Source organism: Buttiauxella agrestis ATCC 33320 (assembly GCF_000735355.1).
Classification (GTDB): Bacteria; Pseudomonadota; Gammaproteobacteria; order Enterobacterales; family Enterobacteriaceae; genus Buttiauxella; species Buttiauxella agrestis.
Genome location: NZ_JMPI01000006.1, coordinates 47,833 through 65,390 on the forward strand (window position 1 = coordinate 47,833; position 17,558 = coordinate 65,390).

General features: G+C 50.7%; 14 protein-coding genes and 1 pseudogene. 2 read left to right on the top strand and 13 right to left on the bottom strand.

The genetic code is table 11. The features are described from left to right. Nucleotides 1-79 precede the first annotated feature (79 nt). Nucleotides 80-2,035, bottom strand: coding sequence for an acetate--CoA ligase (gene acs / locus GBAG_RS00880; RefSeq protein ID WP_034492484.1), 1,956 nt, complete (start codon nt 2,033-2,035; stop codon nt 80-82). A 206-nt stretch (nt 2,036-2,241) separates the two neighbouring features. Next, complete coding sequence (gene fdhF, locus GBAG_RS00885) at nt 2,242-4,389, bottom strand: formate dehydrogenase subunit alpha (RefSeq protein WP_081908361.1); 2,148 nt, start codon at nt 4,387-4,389, stop codon at nt 2,242-2,244. Nucleotides 4,390-4,660: 271 nt separating this feature from the next. On the opposite strand from fdhF, the gene GBAG_RS00895 reads away from it, so the two are divergent. Beyond that, nucleotides 4,661-5,395 (top strand): response regulator, encoded by a 735-nt coding sequence (locus GBAG_RS00895; RefSeq protein WP_034492491.1) that lies wholly within the window; start codon nt 4,661-4,663, stop codon nt 5,393-5,395. An 85-nt stretch (nt 5,396-5,480) separates the two neighbouring features. Here GBAG_RS00895 and GBAG_RS23155 read toward each other — a convergent pair whose 3' ends face one another. The 4 genes from GBAG_RS23155 to GBAG_RS00910 form a co-directional block, all read right to left on the bottom strand. Then, a complete protein-coding gene (locus GBAG_RS23155) occupies nt 5,481-5,630 on the bottom strand; it encodes a Hok/Gef family protein (protein WP_072011121.1) in 150 nt (49 codons plus the stop codon). Nucleotides 5,631-5,972: 342 nt separating this feature from the next. After that, complete coding sequence (locus tag GBAG_RS00900; RefSeq protein WP_034492494.1) at nt 5,973-6,458, bottom strand: GNAT family N-acetyltransferase; 486 nt, start codon at nt 6,456-6,458, stop codon at nt 5,973-5,975. Then, entirely contained in the window at nt 6,446-6,712 is a 267-nt protein-coding gene (locus GBAG_RS00905; RefSeq protein WP_032611697.1) for a type II toxin-antitoxin system TacA family antitoxin, read from the bottom strand. The genes GBAG_RS00900 and GBAG_RS00905 overlap by 13 nt, the downstream gene beginning before the upstream one ends. A 306-nt stretch (nt 6,713-7,018) precedes the next feature. Further along, nucleotides 7,019-7,948, bottom strand: coding sequence for an alpha/beta hydrolase (locus tag GBAG_RS00910; protein ID WP_034492499.1), 930 nt, complete (start codon nt 7,946-7,948; stop codon nt 7,019-7,021). A gap of 121 nt (nt 7,949-8,069) precedes the next feature. Here GBAG_RS00910 and GBAG_RS00915 point away from each other — a divergent pair, with 121 nt between their 5' ends. After that, entirely contained in the window at nt 8,070-8,978 is a 909-nt protein-coding gene (locus tag GBAG_RS00915; protein ID WP_034492501.1) for a LysR family transcriptional regulator, read from the top strand. A 185-nt stretch (nt 8,979-9,163) separates the two neighbouring features. On the opposite strand, the pseudogene GBAG_RS22465 reads toward GBAG_RS00915, so the two are convergent. The 7 genes and pseudogenes from GBAG_RS22465 to GBAG_RS00955 all read right to left on the bottom strand — a co-directional run bounded on the left by GBAG_RS22465 (nt 9,164) and on the right by GBAG_RS00955 (nt 17,172). Next, nucleotides 9,164-10,577, bottom strand: a pseudogene (locus GBAG_RS22465) (IS3 family transposase). Between the two features lie 273 nt (nt 10,578-10,850). Next, the gene (locus GBAG_RS00930) at nt 10,851-11,858 is read right to left on the bottom strand and encodes a carbohydrate kinase family protein (protein WP_034492505.1); all 1,008 of its coding nucleotides are present in this window, start codon (nt 11,856-11,858) and stop codon (nt 10,851-10,853) included. 9 nt (nt 11,859-11,867) lie between these two features. Continuing rightward, a complete protein-coding gene (locus GBAG_RS00935; protein WP_034492507.1) occupies nt 11,868-12,728 on the bottom strand; it encodes a ketose 1,6-bisphosphate aldolase in 861 nt (286 codons plus the stop codon). 51 nt (nt 12,729-12,779) lie between these two features. Next, nucleotides 12,780-13,463, bottom strand: a complete 684-nt coding sequence (locus tag GBAG_RS00940) for a D-lyxose/D-mannose isomerase (protein WP_034492509.1) — start codon at nt 13,461-13,463, stop codon at nt 12,780-12,782. Nucleotides 13,464-13,651: 188 nt separating this feature from the next. Next, the gene (locus GBAG_RS00945; protein WP_034492512.1) at nt 13,652-14,584 is read right to left on the bottom strand and encodes an ABC transporter substrate-binding protein; all 933 of its coding nucleotides are present in this window, start codon (nt 14,582-14,584) and stop codon (nt 13,652-13,654) included. Nucleotides 14,585-14,660: 76 nt separating this feature from the next. Then, nucleotides 14,661-15,656, bottom strand: a complete 996-nt coding sequence (locus GBAG_RS00950) for an ABC transporter permease subunit (RefSeq protein ID WP_034492514.1) — start codon at nt 15,654-15,656, stop codon at nt 14,661-14,663. Next, nucleotides 15,649-17,172 carry a sugar ABC transporter ATP-binding protein gene (locus GBAG_RS00955; RefSeq protein ID WP_034492516.1) on the bottom strand — a complete coding sequence of 508 codons (1,524 nt, stop codon included), beginning with the start codon at nt 17,170-17,172 and terminating at the stop codon, nt 15,649-15,651. The genes GBAG_RS00950 and GBAG_RS00955 overlap by 8 nt, the downstream gene beginning before the upstream one ends. Nucleotides 17,173-17,558 lie beyond the last annotated feature (386 nt).

The following is a 17,558-nucleotide window of genomic DNA, read 5'->3' on the forward strand; positions in this document are numbered from 1 at the left end:
GGGAGAAGGTTGGGATGAGGGCATATCACCATGAAACAACCCTCACCCAGCCCTCTCCCTGAGGGAGAGGGGGAAAAGATTAAGGCATGGTAATTGATTGTTTTTCTTCCAGTAACTTCTCAACAACGCCCGGATCGGCAAGCGTTGAAGTATCACCAAAGTTACTGGTATCCCCGGCGGCAATTTTGCGCAAAATGCGACGCATAATTTTGCCGGAGCGGGTTTTCGGTAGTGAATCTGTCCAGTGCAAAATATCCGGCGTGGCAAGCGGGCCAATCTCTTTACGCACCCAATTGCGCACTTCGGTATACAGCTCAGGCGTCGGCTCTTCGCCGTGATTGAGCGTCACGTATGCGTAAATCGCCTGGCCTTTAATGTTATGCGGAATGCCGACCACAGCCGCTTCGGCGACTTTCGGGTGAGACACCAGTGCCGACTCGATTTCTGCGGTACCCAGACGGTGGCCGGACACGTTCAGCACGTCATCCACACGTCCGGTAATCCAGTAGTAACCGTCTTCGTCACGGCGTGCGCCGTCACCGCTGAAATACATATTTTTGAAGGTCGAGAAATAGGTCTGCTCAAAACGTTCGTGGTCGCCAAACAGCGTGCGCGCCTGGCCCGGCCATGAATCGGTGATCACCAGGTTACCTTCGGTCGCCCCTTGTTGCGGATTACCTTCGTTATCCACCAGTGCAGGCTGCACGCCGAAGAACGGACGCGTGGCAGAACCAGCTTTCAGCTCGGTCGCGCCTGGAATCGGGGTGATCATGAAACCGCCGGTTTCGGTCTGCCACCAGGTGTCCACCACCGGGCATTTCTCGTTACCGATTTTCTTCCAGTACCATTCCCACGCTTCCGGGTTGATAGGTTCGCCTACCGAACCCAAAATGCGCAGCGACGAACGGTCGGTGTTTTCAACGGCTTTATCACCTTCGGCCATCAGCGCACGAATCGCGGTTGGTGCGGTGTAGAGAATATTCACCTTATGCTTATCAACGACTTGTGCCATGCGGTTTGGTGCAGGCCAGTTTGGCACGCCCTCGAACATCAGGGTGATCGCACCACACGCCAGCGGGCCATAGAGCAGATAGCTGTGTCCGGTGACCCAACCCACGTCGGCGGTGCACCAGTACACGTCGCCCGGATGGTAATCAAAGACATATTTAAAGGTGGTTGCGGCATAAACCAGATACCCGCCGGTGGTGTGCAGCACGCCTTTTGGCTTGCCGGTTGAACCGGAGGTGTAAAGGATAAACAGCGGATCTTCGGCGTTTACTTCGACTGGCTGGTGGTGAGCACTGGCTTTCTCAACCAGTTCGTTCCACCACAGGTCACGGCCTTCGTGCCATTCGATATTACCGCCGGTACGTTTAAGCACGACAACGTGTTCGACAGTTTTGACGCCTGGGTTTTTCAGCGCGTCATCGACGTTTTTCTTCAGCGGAATGGAGCGCCCGGCACGAATACCTTCGTCAGCGGTAATCACCAGTTTAGAGCTGGAATCGATGATGCGCCCGGCGACCGCTTCCGGTGAGAAGCCACCGAATATCACGGAATGCACCGCGCCAATGCGCGCGCAGGCCAGCATCGCAACGGCCGCTTCCGGCACCATCGGCATATAAATCGCCACCACATCGCCTTTCTTGATGCCCAGTTCCACCAGAGTATTGGCGAAACGGCACACTTCACGATGCAGTTCACGGTAGGTAATAGTTTTACTTTGGGTTGCGTCATCGCCTTCCCAGATGATCGCAGTCTGATCGCCGCGTTCTTTCAGGTGTCTGTCCAGGCAGTTGGCGGCCAGGTTTAGCGTGCCGTCTTCATACCATTTGATTGAGACGTTTCCCGGTGCGAAAGAGGTATTTTTCACCTTCTGATAAGGCTTGATCCAATCGAGGATCTTCCCTTGTTCGCCCCAAAATGCGTCTGGGTCATGTACCGAATGTTGGTACATGGATTGGTATTGCTCCGGATTTATCAGGCAGTTGTCCGCAATATTTGCGGGAATGGCGTGTTTATGTATTTGGCTCATGCTTTTTTTCTCCTTTTAGGATGTTAATAATATGTCACATAAACGTTAATCGCAGAGTGCCTGGGAAGCTTTGTTTATTATTTGGGCGACAGATCACGCATTAATTAAATGGTTGAAAATTTAATCAATGCATCCCGTGCAGAGAGGGGAGAAAAGCAAAAAAAAAGCTGCCAGGCAGGCAGCTTTCGAGTGTTTCCTGGGGATTATTAACCCGCCGCGCTTTCGCGCAAACTGGCTTTTAACTTGCTGTATTCGTCAATCACATACTGTTCGGCAGCTTTCTGATCGGCGATGGGCTCGACGCGCACGGCGCAGTATTTATACTCCGGCGTTTTGGTAATCGGGCTGAGGTTTTCAGTCACCAGCTCGTTACACGCGCCAATCCACCACTGATACGTCATGTAAACGGCACCTTTATTAGGACGCTCGCTCACATTCGCCCGTGTGATAACTCGGCCTTTGCGTGAATTGACCCACACCAGCGCTTCATCTTCGATACCCAAACGCGCGGCATCGTCGGTGTGGATTTGCGCATAGCCTGGTTCATCTGCCAGAGCTGCCAATGCCGCACAGTTGCCGGTCATCGAACGGCAAGAGTAATGGCCGACTTCACGCACCGTGGAAAGTACCATCGGGTACTCTTCGGTGACTTTGTCGATTGGCGGCGCCCAGTCGCAGGTAAAGAACTCGCCAAGGCCGTTTGCACGGTCGAACTTACCGTCGTACAAGAACGACGTACCCTGGTCGCTTTCAGCAACATCGCGGCAAGGCCACTGGATATAACCCAGCTCGCCCATTTTCTCGTAAGTGGCACCGTAGAAATCAGGGCACAGACCACGCAACTCATCCCAAATTTCCTGGGTGTTGTTGTAGTGCATCGGGTAGCCCATACGAGTGGCGATTTCACTGATAATCTGCCAGTCCGTTTTCAAGTCCCACTTCGGTTCTACCGCTTTAAAGAAGCGCTGGAAACCACGGTCAGCGGCGGTATAAACGCCTTCATGTTCGCCCCACGAAGTGGACGGCAAAATCACATCGGCGGCAGCCGCGGTTTTGGTCATGAAGATGTCTTGTACAATCACCAGCTCGAGTTCTTCAAATGCTTTGCGAACAGCTGAAAGCTCCGCATCGGTTTGAAGCGGATCTTCGCCCATGATGTACGCCGCATACACTTCGCCATGTGCCACACGGTGCGGCAGTTCGCTAATGCGATAGCCAGTGTGAGCAGGCAGCGATGGCACGCCCCATGCTTTCGCGAATTTCTCGCGGCTGAAATCATCTTTAACGTACTGATAGCCAGGATAAGTATCCGGCAGTGCGCCCATATCGCAGGCGCCCTGAACGTTGTTTTGACCACGAACCGGGTTAACACCGACGTTCGGTTTACCCAGGTTGCCAGTCATCAGCGCAAGGCTTGTCAGCGAGCGAACAGTTTCCACGCCCTGATAGAACTGGGTCACGCCCATGCCCCACAGAATCGTGGCGGTTTTCGCCTTCGCATACATGCGTGCAGCGCTGCGAATTTCCGCCGCAGTAACGCCAGTAATTTCTTCAACAGATTCAGGCGTGTAGCCAGCAACAATTTTGCGATACTCGTCGAAACCTTCGGTACGTTCGGCCACGAATGACTGGTCGTACAGGTTTTCTTCGATAATCACATGCCCAATTGCGTTAAGCAGGGCGATGTTAGAACCATTTCTTAACTGCAAATGCATATCAGCGATGCGCGCGGTTTCAATTTTACGCGGATCGACAACAATGATTTGCGCCCCTTTTTGCTTTGCGCGAATCACGCGGTTAGCAACGATAGGGTGTGAATCTGCCGGGTTATACCCGAACACAAACACTAAATCGGTATCCTCAATCTCGACGATTGAGTTGCTCATAGCGCCGTTACCGACCGATTGGTGCAGACCTGCAACCGATGGGCCGTGTCAGACGCGTGCGCAGCAATCGACGTTATTAGTACCAATAACGGCGCGCGCAAATTTCTGCATTACATAGTTAGTTTCGTTGCCTGTCCCACGGGAAGAACCGGTGGTCATGATGGCATCGGAGCCGTGTTTCGCTTTGATTTCACTCAGACGGGTGCTGACGTAGTTCAGCGCTTCATCCCAGGAAACGTTTTCGAGTTTGCCGCCTTTCTGGCGACGAATCATCGGAGATTTCAGGCGCGGAGTGAGGATTTTAGTATCGTTAATAAAATCCCAGCCGTAGTAACCCTTCAGGCATAAATCGCCCTGGTTAGTTTTACCCTGAGCCGCTTCCGCCTTGACGACTTTGCCGTTATCGACCACGAGGTTGATTTTGCAACCCGAGGCACAATAGGGGCAAACCGTGACGACTTTTTTCATCAGTGTTGCTCCAGTCAATATTACTTACCTTGCAGCTCTCTATGCATTATCTATGCCACATAGAAAGAGTGGGAATTACAGGCATCTTACGGTGATAAAAGCAGCAAAACCCTGACGAAAAACAGGACATCGTCAAAAGTGACGTGTCGACCACCACGAGGTTTGTGACACTGGTTGAAAATTCGGCACGGTCTATTGGGATTTATGCGGTACTCCATCAACAATCACCCACACTTATAATTTCCTAATGCATCCATCGCGGAGTACAACCATGAAACCTGCAATTTTGCTGGTGGATGACGATCTGGCAATCTGTGACGTACTACGAGACGTGCTAAACGAACACGTTTTTGAGGTGCGGGTCTGCCACACAGGAAATGATGCGCTGACAGCCATCGCGCAGTTTCCAGAAATTGCGCTGGTGCTGCTGGATATGATTTTGCCGGATATTAATGGACTGCTGGTGCTGCAACAGATTCAGCGCCAACGGCCAGATTTGCCGGTGGTGATGCTCACTGGGTTGGGTAGCGAATCTGACGTGGTGGTCGGCCTTGAAATGGGCGCGGATGATTACATCGGCAAACCATTTAACCCGCGAGTGGTAGTGGCGCGAGTGAAAGCGGTGCTGCGGCGTTCCGGCGCATTAGCGATTGAAACCCCGACAACCAAAACCAACGGCGTACATTTCAACGGCTGGCGACTCGATACCGGGCGTTGCCAGCTATTCAATTGTGCGCATGAACAAGTTGATCTCACCCAGGGCGAATATGGCCTGCTGCTGGCCCTGGTACAAAACGCCCGCAAAGTGTTATCGCGTGAGAGATTACTGGAACTGACCCACAGCGAAAGCCTGGAAGTGTTCGACAGAACGATAGATGTGCTGATTATGCGCCTGCGTAAAAAAATAGAACCGAACCCACATCAGCCAGCATTAATCAGAACTATTCGCGGTGTGGGATATGTATTTTCGGCTGATGTTATTCAGGCGGAGAATAGTGCGGCTTGAATTATATATAATAAATGGGTGCTTAAGACTACTCCCTTCATTCCTTCACAAGTTGGGCGGGGCGAACCCCGCCCGGATAGCTTTACTATTCGGAGCAGGCCAGCCTGGCCGCTACCTCCTGTTTATCATTCCTTATTTTCACTTCGCATAAATTACGGCGTGTTAATAAGGTAATTGCTATTAATGTTAAGCAAACAATTAATAAACATATGACAACAGTTCTTGTAGGCTTCATGCCTTTTTACTCCTTGCCTTGCGGCGAGTAAGAGGCTAACCTCAACTTGTTCAGGGTTGAGGATCAGCCTCGGGTTGTACTGACCCCAAAAAGTTGGACAGATTAACCGAGGCATCAGAGAAAGAGTCCATTTAATACATGGGCTCTTTTTTGTTCCCTATAAAGCTAAATAATCAATTTCGCAGCCGTATTATCCATTCCACAGCATTCCTACTGCACGTGCATTCTTGTCTAGCCATTAACTCGTTCACCATCTTCTCTCATGAAGTATGTCTATTGAACTAACCGCATGCGCACCATTTAATTATTGCTCATAAATTCCGAACATAAGGTCCTTTCGCATTACTGAGGGAGTCTGAGGAACAATGTCCGCGGCTGAGTTTGTGATGGTTTGAAACCATGGTGAATGTAGAAATTTTTGGCTTCTTCTGTGAGCGCATGAACCATGATTGCACGTACACCTATATTCTCGGCAACCCGATAGCAACGAAGCACTGCATCATGAAGTAAATCAGCGCCAAGCCCTTTTCCGCGCAATGAGAGATCGACAGCAAGGCGGGCAAGTATGATGACAGGGATGGGATCTGGCATATTACGCCGAAGATTCCCTGTCACTTCAGTATGATTGACGCTCCCGGTGGCCAGAGAGTAAAAGCCGGCTATTTGCTTCGTATCTTTCTTACATACCACAAACGTTCTGGCCGCTCCGAGAGCCTGGTTTTTAAGGCCTTTCTGCTTTAACCAGTCATCGAGCACAGTCTCACCGCTGACGAACTCAGCCACTTGATGAAAAGCGGACAGAGGTTCTGGTGCTGTTACATGTCCCACTGGGGTTTCCTTGCCAGCAGTTTTTCGATAATGGGATCATCTGCGACCGGTGCATCAAGCATATCGATGAACTCCGCATATTGCTCATCGTTAAAGTTAAATACCCGGCGATCGAGGATCACATTCTCGGCAGCCTGACAGGCCATTTCAAGAATGAAATCTGTACGTGACTTGTGGAGGATTTCCGCAGCCGCATCTATGAGCGCCCGCTGCGATTCCTTAGCTCTAAGGTTAAGTTGAACATCTGATTTCATAAGACACCCCTGTATAGCGTTTGCTTTACAAGAATAGCACAACGACCACGTATAGCAAATGCTATACAGAAAGTTATCTTTTTTCAAATTTTTGAATACTGATGTCCGCTGTGTGCCAGGAGCGGACATTGCTAACGCCACGGTCTAAAAGCAGGTGTGACTAATAGAAAAATAGTTGCAGACCCCGCTGGGCAGCATGCGAAATAGGATCGGGAGATAAAGAAAGTTGTTTTTATAAATCCGTCATTTTCACTTCTGATGGGCGCAATTAGACGCGCCCATTCTTTAAGCAATCATCATTGATAATTACTTAGATGCATCCCGCAGAGCTTGCTTGATAAAGGCAACTGAACTTTCGAGAGCCTGAACCGCTTCTGGCTGCATCATTGAGAAGAAATGCCAGGCGTGGAACATACCCGGCCAGACTTCCAGATTTACGCGAACGCGGTTATCACCCAGATGAGTTGCCAGACGCATCGCGTCGCTCAGCATGAGTTCGTTTTCGCCAATCTGAACGAGCACAGGTGGCAGACCCGTTACATCGGCAAACACGGGTGATGCCATTGGATGGTTAGATAATGCATCTCCCAGAAAGGTGCGTGCCAGAAAATCCAGACCCGCTTTTGTGTTTAGGGGATCGAGACCTTCTCTGTTGTTCATCGATACGCCAGTATGTTCAAGGTTTGCCCATGGTGAGATAGAGACACCACCGGCTGGAAGCGATAAGCCCTTATTGCGTGCAGCAACCATAACGGTGACCACCATCGCTCCACCGGCAGACTCGCCCGCCAGCACGATTTTGCTGGCGTCAAAGCCCTGTTCAATTAACCACTCATACGCACGAACGGTATCGTTAACGGGCGTTGGGAAAGGATACTCCGGCGCCAGACGGTAATCCGGCATATAAACCCGTGCGCCCAGCATGCTGGCGTAGTTGCCGCCAATACCGTGATAGCCAGCTGATTCGCCGACAATATAAGCTCCGCCGTGGATGTACATAACGATGGCATCGGTTTCAAGGTTGTCGGGAGTCACCAGTGTTCCCGGCACGCCCCCCATGTCGACCTCAGTAAAGCTCACACCGGCAGGTGCAGGGTTTTTAGCCAGCATACGGGTATAGGCGTCACGCACCTCACTCATAGGCGTTACGGTATCCTCACCCGTAAGGATTGGACCCAGACCGGCCAGACTTTCTGACCATTCTTTTACGGCTTGTTTGGTTTGTTGATTCAACATTGTTATCCCTGTTTGTATTTGCGTTAAAAGAGAACAGGAATCTATAATAGATAAACATTTGGGGAATGTGTTTCCCATATTAGGGTACGTTAACGCCCGTATTGGATGAGATAAATAAAGCATGGAGATCAACAGTATTGGTGACATCGCAGCGTTCGTCGCTGCTGTAAAAGCCGGGAGTTACACCCACGCAGCGGGATCTCTTGGGCTCACACGTTCTGCCATTGGCAAAAGCATTGTCAGGCTCGAAACGCGTATGGGGGTTCGTCTTCTTAACCGCACCACCCGGAGTCTGAGTCTTACCGATGAAGGGAGGGTCATGTTTGATCGTTGCCGTCAGATACTAGAAGACCTTGAGGAAGTGGATGCCACCATGGCCATGCGCAGAGTTAAGCCAACCGGGACTCTCCGGCTGAGTGCGCCGCTATCTTTTGGGCAGCGACATATTCTCCCCATTCTGGATGTTTATCTAAAAAAGTGGCCAGAACTTCGTGCGGAGGTGTCCTTTAACGACAGGTTTGTAGACCTTATTGAAGAAGGCTTTGATATTGCAATTCGTATAGGTGAACCGCGAGATGATTCGCGAATTCTTACCCGAACAATAGCATCGCAGCAAATTGTCACATGCGCATCACCCGAGTATTTATCCTCCCGAGGCATTCCAAAGACACCTGCAGATTTAACCGAACATGACACAATCTTTCTTCTTAGTGCAGAGAAAAGACGTAGCTGGCGGTTCGCCACCCCGGAAGGGACATTTGTGCATGAAGGACCAGGGCGACTGAACCTCGACAGTTCTGAAGCCATGCGTGCATCGGCTATTTCTGGGTTCGGAATCGTCCACTTACCCACCTATTTGCTAGGCGAGGATTTGCGTAGTGGAAGATTGATGCCTGTTCTTGAGGAATATCCTTTTCCTCCGGAACCTATTCGAGTGATTTATCCCAGTAAACGACACTTATCACCTCGAATCCGCTCTTTTATTGACCTGCTTATTGAAAGCTGGGAGCAAGGATCACCTTGGGAATAAGGAATTTCCATCCATACATATCCCAAACGCTGCTGTTCAAGATATTTCTTAAGGCCTAACGTCTACTCATCGCTCATAGCGGAAATGAGCGTCCTCGTGTCCTATGGCGCTTCGGCAACGGCATCTGGATGGTGTTTTAAACTCATTAGCCAGAAACATAAGAATCCAGAGCATGCAACTGGCTCTTATCTAAACGTTTTCCAGACAACCTCCTTGATAAAGTCATTGGTATAAATTCGTAGTGGATAGGTCTGTAGGCGATACTCAAGCGGGCTGAGGCCGTTGAATTTAAGGCTAATACGGCGGGTGTTGTAGTAACGAATGTAATCCTCGAGGGCAACCTTCAGTTCGTCAACATCATTGAATTTACGGGTGTAAAAGCATTCCGATTTTAACGTTCCGAAAAAGCATTCTGCACAGGCATTATCCAGACACTTTCCTTTTCTGGACATACTTTGCAAAACCCCGAACTCGCGCAACTGATACTGATACCACCTGTGCCGGTATTGCCAGCCCTGATCAGAATGAAGAACAGGATTGCTGTCAGCGTCCATTCTGGCAAATGCCTTAAGGAGCATTTCATCGATCATCGGCATGGTTGGTCGTTCGGAAATACTGTAGGAAATCACTTCGTTATTGAAGAGATCCAGGATGGGAGAGAGATAGAGTTTCCGGCCGTTTACAGCAAACTCAGTGACATCAGTGACCCACTTTTCGTTAGGTCGGCTGGCCTTAAAGTTTCGTTGAAGGAGATTGTCGACTGTTTCACCGCGTTGTCCGCGCCATGAACTGTAACGCTTAACTCTGATCGCTGCCTTAAGCGTCATAACATTCATAAGTCGTTGAATAACTTTATGATTGATTACACAAACTTCTCTTTTTAAAGCCATCGTTATTCTGCGATAGCCATAACGACCGTAATTGTCGTCGTAGATTTCCCTGATTCTGCATTTTAGCTCAGCATATTTTTCCGGTAACTTAAGTGCTTTCAGGTGATAGTAAAAAGTACTTCGAGGAATGCTGGCGATTTCAAGAAGTTCATCAAATGGATAGTGCTGCCTCAGTTCATCAATAACTTTGACTTTCTCCCTCACCGAACCAAGGCTTTCAGCTTTTTTAGATACAAAACCTTTAATTCCAGATACTTGACTCTCCTTTCAAGTTCCTTGATACGCTGAACTTTTGAACGTTCAATTGCAGCCTCAACCGCTTCAGGGGTTTCTATCATATGAAGTGCCCTTCTTTTCCCAACGCGAAGAGATCGGAGGCCGTCATATCCATTTTTATCGAAACTTTCAACCATTTAGCTATAACCCCAGGGCCTGCGATCTTATATTTAATAGCGACCTGATTATAGGACATCTTCCCTTCCAGCACGTCCTTTATAGCGGCCACCCGGATCTCAGGGTCTACTGAAACGCCTTTATATTTGGGTCTTAGCCCCTCTTCGCCATAGGCATCATAGGCAGCCACCCACATCTTCACCTGTGTTCTAGGGATGTTAAAACGTGCAGATGTTAAACGGTAACCTTCATCAGTAGTGGAATAGTGCATAACCACTGCCAGGCGCATTTCGAAAGGATATTTACGTTTTGACATGGGGCTCTCCAGTAAGAGAGTCCAACTAAATGGGTGCAGTGCACAGGTTAACGTAAAGTTGCCCGGGGCTTTCTTATTCTTAACGTTCAAGAATATCCCTCACTTATGCTCAGGACTGAAAGCCCTAAGCACCCGCCGCATAGTTTACTCAGTTTTTATTTATTTAATATGAAATCCACAATGTAATTTATTGATTGAAATTACATTGTTATGGAACGTCTCTCTCAAATAATATATTCACGCCATCATTATTAGTCGATGACGTAATAAATATTAACTCTGCTCACTAATAAAACTCTGTAATTCCGTTAATGTTTTTGCCCCATCTATCGCATTTGCGCATAAAAGATTAGAGCGCGCGCAGGCGTGGGCTAATTTCAGGCTGTCAGCCAACGACCATTTTTCATGGCAGCCATATAATATTCCGGCGCAAAATGCGTCACCCGCGCCGACGCTGCCGATAATTTCATTCCGGGCGAGCATAAACGAAGGTACCCACATACCTTCTTTTCCTTTTTCCACCCCCCATGCGCCTTCCGGGCAGTGAATGACAACTCTTTGCTTCACGCCCGATTCCAGCAGCAACGTTGCTGCTTGCGCAATATTTTCTATATGCGGCGCTCCGTTTAAATGGCGAATTTCCAGCCCGCTAAACTCACCGGCTTCCAGCTCGTTTATCACCAGATAATCGAGCCAACGCAGGGCAGGGAGCACCATCGGGCGGTAACGTGGGTCGCCCTGGCGCGAGACTAAATCCAGCGAGGTTTCATAGCCTTGCTGCGTCATCATCGCCAGCAATCTGGCGCTGCGCGTGCCGTATTCCGCATCCTCCATATCGAGGCTATCGAGCAGTAATAAATAACCCAAATGGAAGATTTTGAACGACGATTCAAGACGGTCAAAAGCGGGTAAATCAAGCAGGCGATTCGCACCTGGCGAGTGGAAAAACGTGCGCTGCCCGTCAGGGTCGGTCATCACTTGCGACATCGACGTTGGCGCAAAGGTGGTGCGGTGCACATGCTGGCGATTCACATGATACTGATCGAGCATGGCCATAATGTAATCACCGTCGTGGTCGTCACCGACTAAACCCACGGCCTGGAGCGGCAGGCCGACATGCATTTTTGCCAGTGTCAGCAGAACGTTAAGCGGAGCGCCGCCGGTGGAGCGTTCGCTGTGGACAATTTCCGCGAGCCAACCGCGCTGCGGCCACTGCACAATTTGATGCACATGATCGACTAACATGTTTCCGGCGGCGATAATGCCGCTGCGCTCTGTCATACCTACTCCTTACGCTTTACCCGAACTGCCAAAAATCTGCATCTGTTGTGCGACGACATCCGTAATCGCCTCTTCTATACCCAGTAATAACTCCGCGAATTCGTCATAAATGGCATGACGCTGATTCATTCTCTGCTCGACGGCACTCAGCGCTGCCTGTGACATCCCGGTGTAGAAATTAATTTTGTGAATGCCGAGCGTTATCGCTTTTCTGAAATCTTCATCGCTGATGCCGGAACCACCGTGTAGCACCAGCGGGAGACCGGTTTGGCTACGAATCGCGGCCAGGCGGTCGAAATCGAGTTTTGGTTCGCCCTTGTATTTGCCATGCGCATTGCCGATAGCGACGGCCAGCGTGTCGATGCCGGTTCTGTCGACAAAATCACGCGCGATTTTGGGATCGGTAAACTTGTTGCTGTCGGCTTCGCCATACAGCGCACCGCCTTCGTCACCGCCGACGGCACCCAGCTCCGCTTCAACCGAAACACCCACCGCGTGGCACATTTTCACCACTTCACGCGTCTGCCGAACATTCTCCTCATATTCAAGTGTAGAACCATCGAACATGACTGAGCTAAAACCGAGGCGTAAAGCGCGAACGACTGCCTCAAAATGCAGGCCGTGATCGAGATTCAGCACCACCGGAATATCATGGCGAGCCGCTTCGAATTTGACGGCTTCGACCAGCGAATCCAGCGAGACATACTTAAAATGGACTTCGGCAATATTGATGATAAACGGCGAGTTTTCCTGCTTTGCCGCAGCAAAAAGCGCGCGCAGAAAATGACTATCGAGGACATTAAACGCGCCTAACGCGTAGCCATTTTCCCGCGCGTGTTTCAGCCCATCGGCGAGCGATATCAAAGCCATAATAGTTTCCCCTGGTGTTGGAAAATATGGTTGGAAAATAAGGTCTGGAAATTAAAGGGTCTGGCGATATTCGTTGCACAGCAATTGCCGCGCGGGTTCGTCTTCAACAATGGCGTTAAAGCGCTCGAGCGGCTTGAGAAAACGGTTGTCATGGTCATCGTCATTCACCATCGACACTTCCCCAACCAGCACATCGCCATAACCCGGCTCGCCCCAAAAACTGTGGTAAATGCCCGGCACCAGACAAATGCTCTCCCCCGGTGAGAGACGTAGTTGGCTGCCCGCCGCGTGCGTCTGGCGGCAACCATCAATCACTACGGTGACGTCGCTTTCTTCGGCCTGTTCAAACTGATCGGCATTCCACAATTCGACAATCAGATTGCCGCCGCCGCGATTGATAATGTCCTCGCGTTTGCGCCAGTGAAAATGCATCGGCGTGATTTGGCCGTCGCGAACATGCATTATTTTTTCGGCATAACACTTGGCATACGGCGCGCCATCGGGTGAACCATTACGCAGCGTGAAAAGCGTCAGACCCTGAGTGAGAAAATCATTGCCACCGAATGCGGTAACATCCCACCCGAGTTTTAAATCAATCACTTCCTGCCAGATTTGTTTATCAACCTGCTGCCATTTCGCCAGGTCGAATGAGGCAAAAGGAGGCAAATGGACATCGTGCTGCATAAAGAAATGGCGCGTTTGAGAGAGGATTTGGTTTACTTCAGAACGTTTCATTTTCCCTCCTTTTACCCGTCATACTTCAAGTTGCAGGGGTGTTGGCTACGCTCACTTACCCCAGTCACTTACTTATGTAAGCTCCTGGGGATAAGCTCGCTTGCCGCCTACCTGCAACTCGAATTATTTAGGGTAAATATGCATTCCATAACCCGAAGGATTATTCACCTACGAGTTTGGAAAATCGGTTATTTCACCGTCCAGCCCTTATACGTGCCGATATTGTTTTTATCGATCATCGTCACCGGGATCAGCACAGGCTCTTTAGGCGCTGGTTTGCCTTGCAGAATGTCGTAACCAATCTCCACCGCTTTCGCCGCCATCACTTGCGGATCTTGCGCAGGCGTTGCGACAAACAGCGTATTTCCACCGCGTTTCAGCGCTTCTTCCGCATCCGGGCTTCCATCCACGCCGACGATAAAGAATTCGTTACGTTGAGCTTGTTTCGCCGCCAGATCGGCACCGATCGCGGTTGGATCGTTGATGGCAAACACGCCGTCGATCTTCGGATTAGCCGCCAGTAATGAGGTCATCACTTCAAGTCCTCCTTCACGACTGCCTTTGGCGTTCTGGTTAGAAGAAAGGATCTTAATGCCCGGGTGTTTTTTAAATTCGGTTTCACAACCTTCAACACGGTTTTGCACCGCAGAAACCGGCGGCCCGTTGATGATCACCACGTTGCCTTTTTCTTTCAGGCGATCCGCAATGTATTTACAGGCTATCTCACCCGCCTGGGTGTTGTTCGAGGTGATCGTTGCATCGGCACCTTCCGCCGCCACGTCCACCGCCACCACCACGATCCCGGCGTCTTTCGCACGTTTTACCGCCGGGCCGATCCCTTTAGAATCCGCGGCATTCAGGATGATCATGTCCACTTTCGCGGCAATAAAGTTATCAATTTGCGATACCTGTTGGCCGAGATCGTAGCCGCTGGAAACCAGCGTCACTTTCACGTTGTCACCCGCCAGTTTGCGGGCTTCAAGTTCCGCACCTTTGGTTATCTGTACGAAGAACGGGTTGGCGAGGTCGCCCACCGTCACCCCGATGGATTTCAATTCTTTTGCCTGAACGAAAGGCACAGCGGCAATCATGAGTGCAGCAGCGAGTAGTTTTAAACGCATGGTGAATCTCCTGTCTGGTTTTGTCGGATGACGCTCACGCTTATCCGACCTACGACTATTGTTGTGTTGTGTTTTGTTATGCACTTTGATGGTGACGGGTACGGTATTTATCGATCAGCACCGCAATGATGATCACCGCACCCTTGATCACCAGTTGCCAGAAATACGAGACGCCCATCAGCGTCATGCCATTGTTGAGCGTGGCGATAATCAGCGCGCCGACCAGCGTGCCGGTAATCGTGCCGATACCGCCGACGAAACTGGTGCCGCCAAGAATCACCGCAGCGATGGCGTCCAGCTCATAACCCATCCCAAGATTGCCGTTGGCGCTGTAGAGCCGCGAAGCACTCATCACGCCGCCTAGCCCGGAAAGCAAACCGCTCATGCCATATACGAACAGCAATACCAGCCAGACTTTGATGCCGGTCAGGCGTGCGGCCTGCATATTGCCGCCGACCGCGTAGATATGAACGCCAAGCGTGGTGCGGCGCAGAATGAACCAGCAGACCACAATCACCGCCAGGGCAATCACAACCAGCCACGGAATCGGCCCAAGATACGAGTTGCCTATCCATTCAAAATTGATATTGGAGTTAATCACCGTGGTGCCGTCGGCCAGCAAATAGGCCGCTCCGCGCAGCGCGGTATAAGTGCCGAGCGTGACGATAAACGGCGGTAGTCCGGCCCAGGCGACCAACATGCCGTTAAACAGCCCCAGCCCGGTGCCCATCATCAGCGCGGCAGGAATCGACAGCGATTCCCAACCCGGCATCAGCGAAACCACCATTGCGGTCACAGCCGTGGTGCCCAGAATGGAGCCAACGGAAAGATCTATCCCACCGGTTAAAATAATGAAGGTCATCCCGGCGGCGAGCACGATGTTGATCGACGACTGACGGGCGATATTCAACAAATTAGATTCGGTAAAAAAGTTTGGCGTGATAAAACCGAAAACGGCGACGATCAGGATCAAAATCGGCAAAATCCCGACGGTTTGCATCAAATCGCCAAACAGCGCTTTTTTCAGCGAGGCAGATTTGGCGACTTGTTGTGGCGTGGTTGGGCTAGCCATGGTGAACCCCTTTTTTATGGGCATCTTCAACGCCGGTTGCCAGCGTCATAATCTTCTCTTGCGTGATATCAGCGGCGTGCAACTCCCCGGCGATACTGCCTTCACGCATCACATACACCCGGTCGCTCATGCCGACCACTTCAGGCAATTCACTGGAGATCATCAAGATCGCCACGCCCTGTTTTGCCATCTGACTCATGATCCGGTAGATCTCACTTTTCGCACCGACATCTACCCCGCGCGTTGGCTCATCAAGGATCAAAATGCGCGGGCCGATCGCCACCCAGCGTGAAATCAAAAGTTTTTGCTGATTGCCGCCAGACAGCCCGCCAGCCCGTACTTGCGCGTGTGGCACGCGAATATTCAGCAAACTGATGGCATCGTCAGAAATGGTCTGGGCTTTTTTGCGATCCAGCCAGCCGTAGTGCGCGTCACGCTCAAGGGTCGCCATCGTGATGTTGTCTTGCGCGGCGAGTTCGAGGAACAAACCCTGCTCTTTGCGGTTCTCGGTCAGGAAACCGATCCCGTGGCTAATCGCTTCGCGTGGTGAATGGATTTTGACGGGCTTGCCGTCGATTTCTATCGTGCCGCCGGTGGATTTGCGCACGCCAAAAATCAGCTGTGCGAGTTCAGAACGCCCGGCACCGACTAGCCCCGCAAGGCCGACTATCTCGCCGGATTTCACTTGTAGACTGACCGGCTGGACTTTTACGCCGTCCGTCAGGTGGTGAACGTTCAGACGCACACTGCCCAGCGGAATATCGCGCTCTTTATTAAACAGATCGCTTAGCGGGCGGCCCACCATCATGCGCACCAGTTCGTTGGCATTGAGGTGTTCACGCGTCAGGCTACCGACGTATTGCCCGTCGCGCAGCACGCTCACACGGTCGGAAAGCTCGTACACTTCCGCCATGCGGTGGCTGATATAGATAATCGCCATCCCTTCATCGCGCAGCCGCATAATCAGCTCGAACAGGCGGTGCGTTTCACGCGAGGAAAGGGCGGCGGTGGGTTCGTCCATCACTAAAATGCGGCTGTTGCGGTGCAGCGCGCGGGCGATCTCCACCTGCTGCTGTTCGGCAATCGTCAGGCGCGAAACCAAATCGCTGGCCTTAAACTGCGCGCCGAGGCGGTCGATAACCGTCTGGGCCTGCATCACCATCTCTTTGCGTTTGACTAAACCACCGCGTGACAGCTCGCTGCCGAGGAAGATGTTCTCAGCGACGGTAAGATTCGGCGCAAGCTGCATCTCCTGGTAAATCAGCGTGATGCCTGCGTTGAGTGCGTCTTTCGGCCCTTTGATGCTGTAGGGTTCGCCGTTAATTAAAATCTCGCCGCTGGTGGCGGTATAGGCTCCGGCGAGAATCTTCATCAGGGTACTTTTCCCGGCACCGTTTTCCCCCATCAGCGCGTGAATTTCGCCGGGGAACACCGTTAAGTCGACACCTTTCAACGCATAGAACTTGCCAAATGATTTGGCAATATTGCGCATCTCCAGAATGGGAACGCTACTCATGGTGCGACTCCTGCGGGTGAAGGTTCGATTGCTGCCAGTTGAACACGTCAAAGTAAATGCAGAATGTCAGAGGCTGTTCACATTTGTCATATACCCATCATTCTTCAAATACCGGTACGTTGATTGCGCCTCGGAGAATGTTGGAAATATGAGTGAAGAACTTTTAGATGGAAGGTTATTTTTCTATATGCTTCGCTATTTTCCAGACCGCGACGATGACAATAAAAATTGAAAACAACGTTAACTTCCCCCAATGCTCAGGAAAATATCTGTAAAAAGTGCAGGACAAAATAATAATAATGGCCAACGGTAAATATGAATACAATGTTTCGGTTTTTATCCAGTCAAAAAAGAACTGTTTCATGAATCGTTTCATTTTACTCTCA

Bases quoted from the DNA above. Each gene is read 5' to 3' on its own strand.
- GBAG_RS00905 (WP_032611697.1), bottom strand. From the start codon at position 6,712: ATGAAATCAGATGTTCAACTTAACCTTAGAGCTAAGGAATCGCAGCGG.
- GBAG_RS23155 (WP_072011121.1), bottom strand. From the start codon at position 5,630: ATGAAGCCTACAAGAACTGTTGTCATATGTTTATTAATTGTTTGCTTA.
- GBAG_RS00945 (WP_034492512.1), bottom strand. From the start codon at position 14,584: ATGCGTTTAAAACTACTCGCTGCTGCACTCATGATTGCCGCTGTGCCT.
- GBAG_RS00915 (WP_034492501.1), top strand. From the start codon at position 8,070: ATGGAGATCAACAGTATTGGTGACATCGCAGCGTTCGTCGCTGCTGTA.
- GBAG_RS00955 (WP_034492516.1), bottom strand. From the start codon at position 17,172: ATGAGTAGCGTTCCCATTCTGGAGATGCGCAATATTGCCAAATCATTT.
- GBAG_RS00935 (WP_034492507.1), bottom strand. From the start codon at position 12,728: ATGGCTTTGATATCGCTCGCCGATGGGCTGAAACACGCGCGGGAAAAT.
- GBAG_RS00930 (WP_034492505.1), bottom strand. From the start codon at position 11,858: ATGACAGAGCGCAGCGGCATTATCGCCGCCGGAAACATGTTAGTCGAT.
- GBAG_RS00895 (WP_034492491.1), top strand. From the start codon at position 4,661: ATGAAACCTGCAATTTTGCTGGTGGATGACGATCTGGCAATCTGTGAC.
- GBAG_RS00950 (WP_034492514.1), bottom strand. From the start codon at position 15,656: ATGGCTAGCCCAACCACGCCACAACAAGTCGCCAAATCTGCCTCGCTG.
- GBAG_RS00910 (WP_034492499.1), bottom strand. From the start codon at position 7,948: ATGTTGAATCAACAAACCAAACAAGCCGTAAAAGAATGGTCAGAAAGT.
- GBAG_RS00940 (WP_034492509.1), bottom strand. From the start codon at position 13,463: ATGAAACGTTCTGAAGTAAACCAAATCCTCTCTCAAACGCGCCATTTC.
- acs (WP_034492484.1), bottom strand. From the start codon at position 2,035: ATGAGCCAAATACATAAACACGCCATTCCCGCAAATATTGCGGACAAC.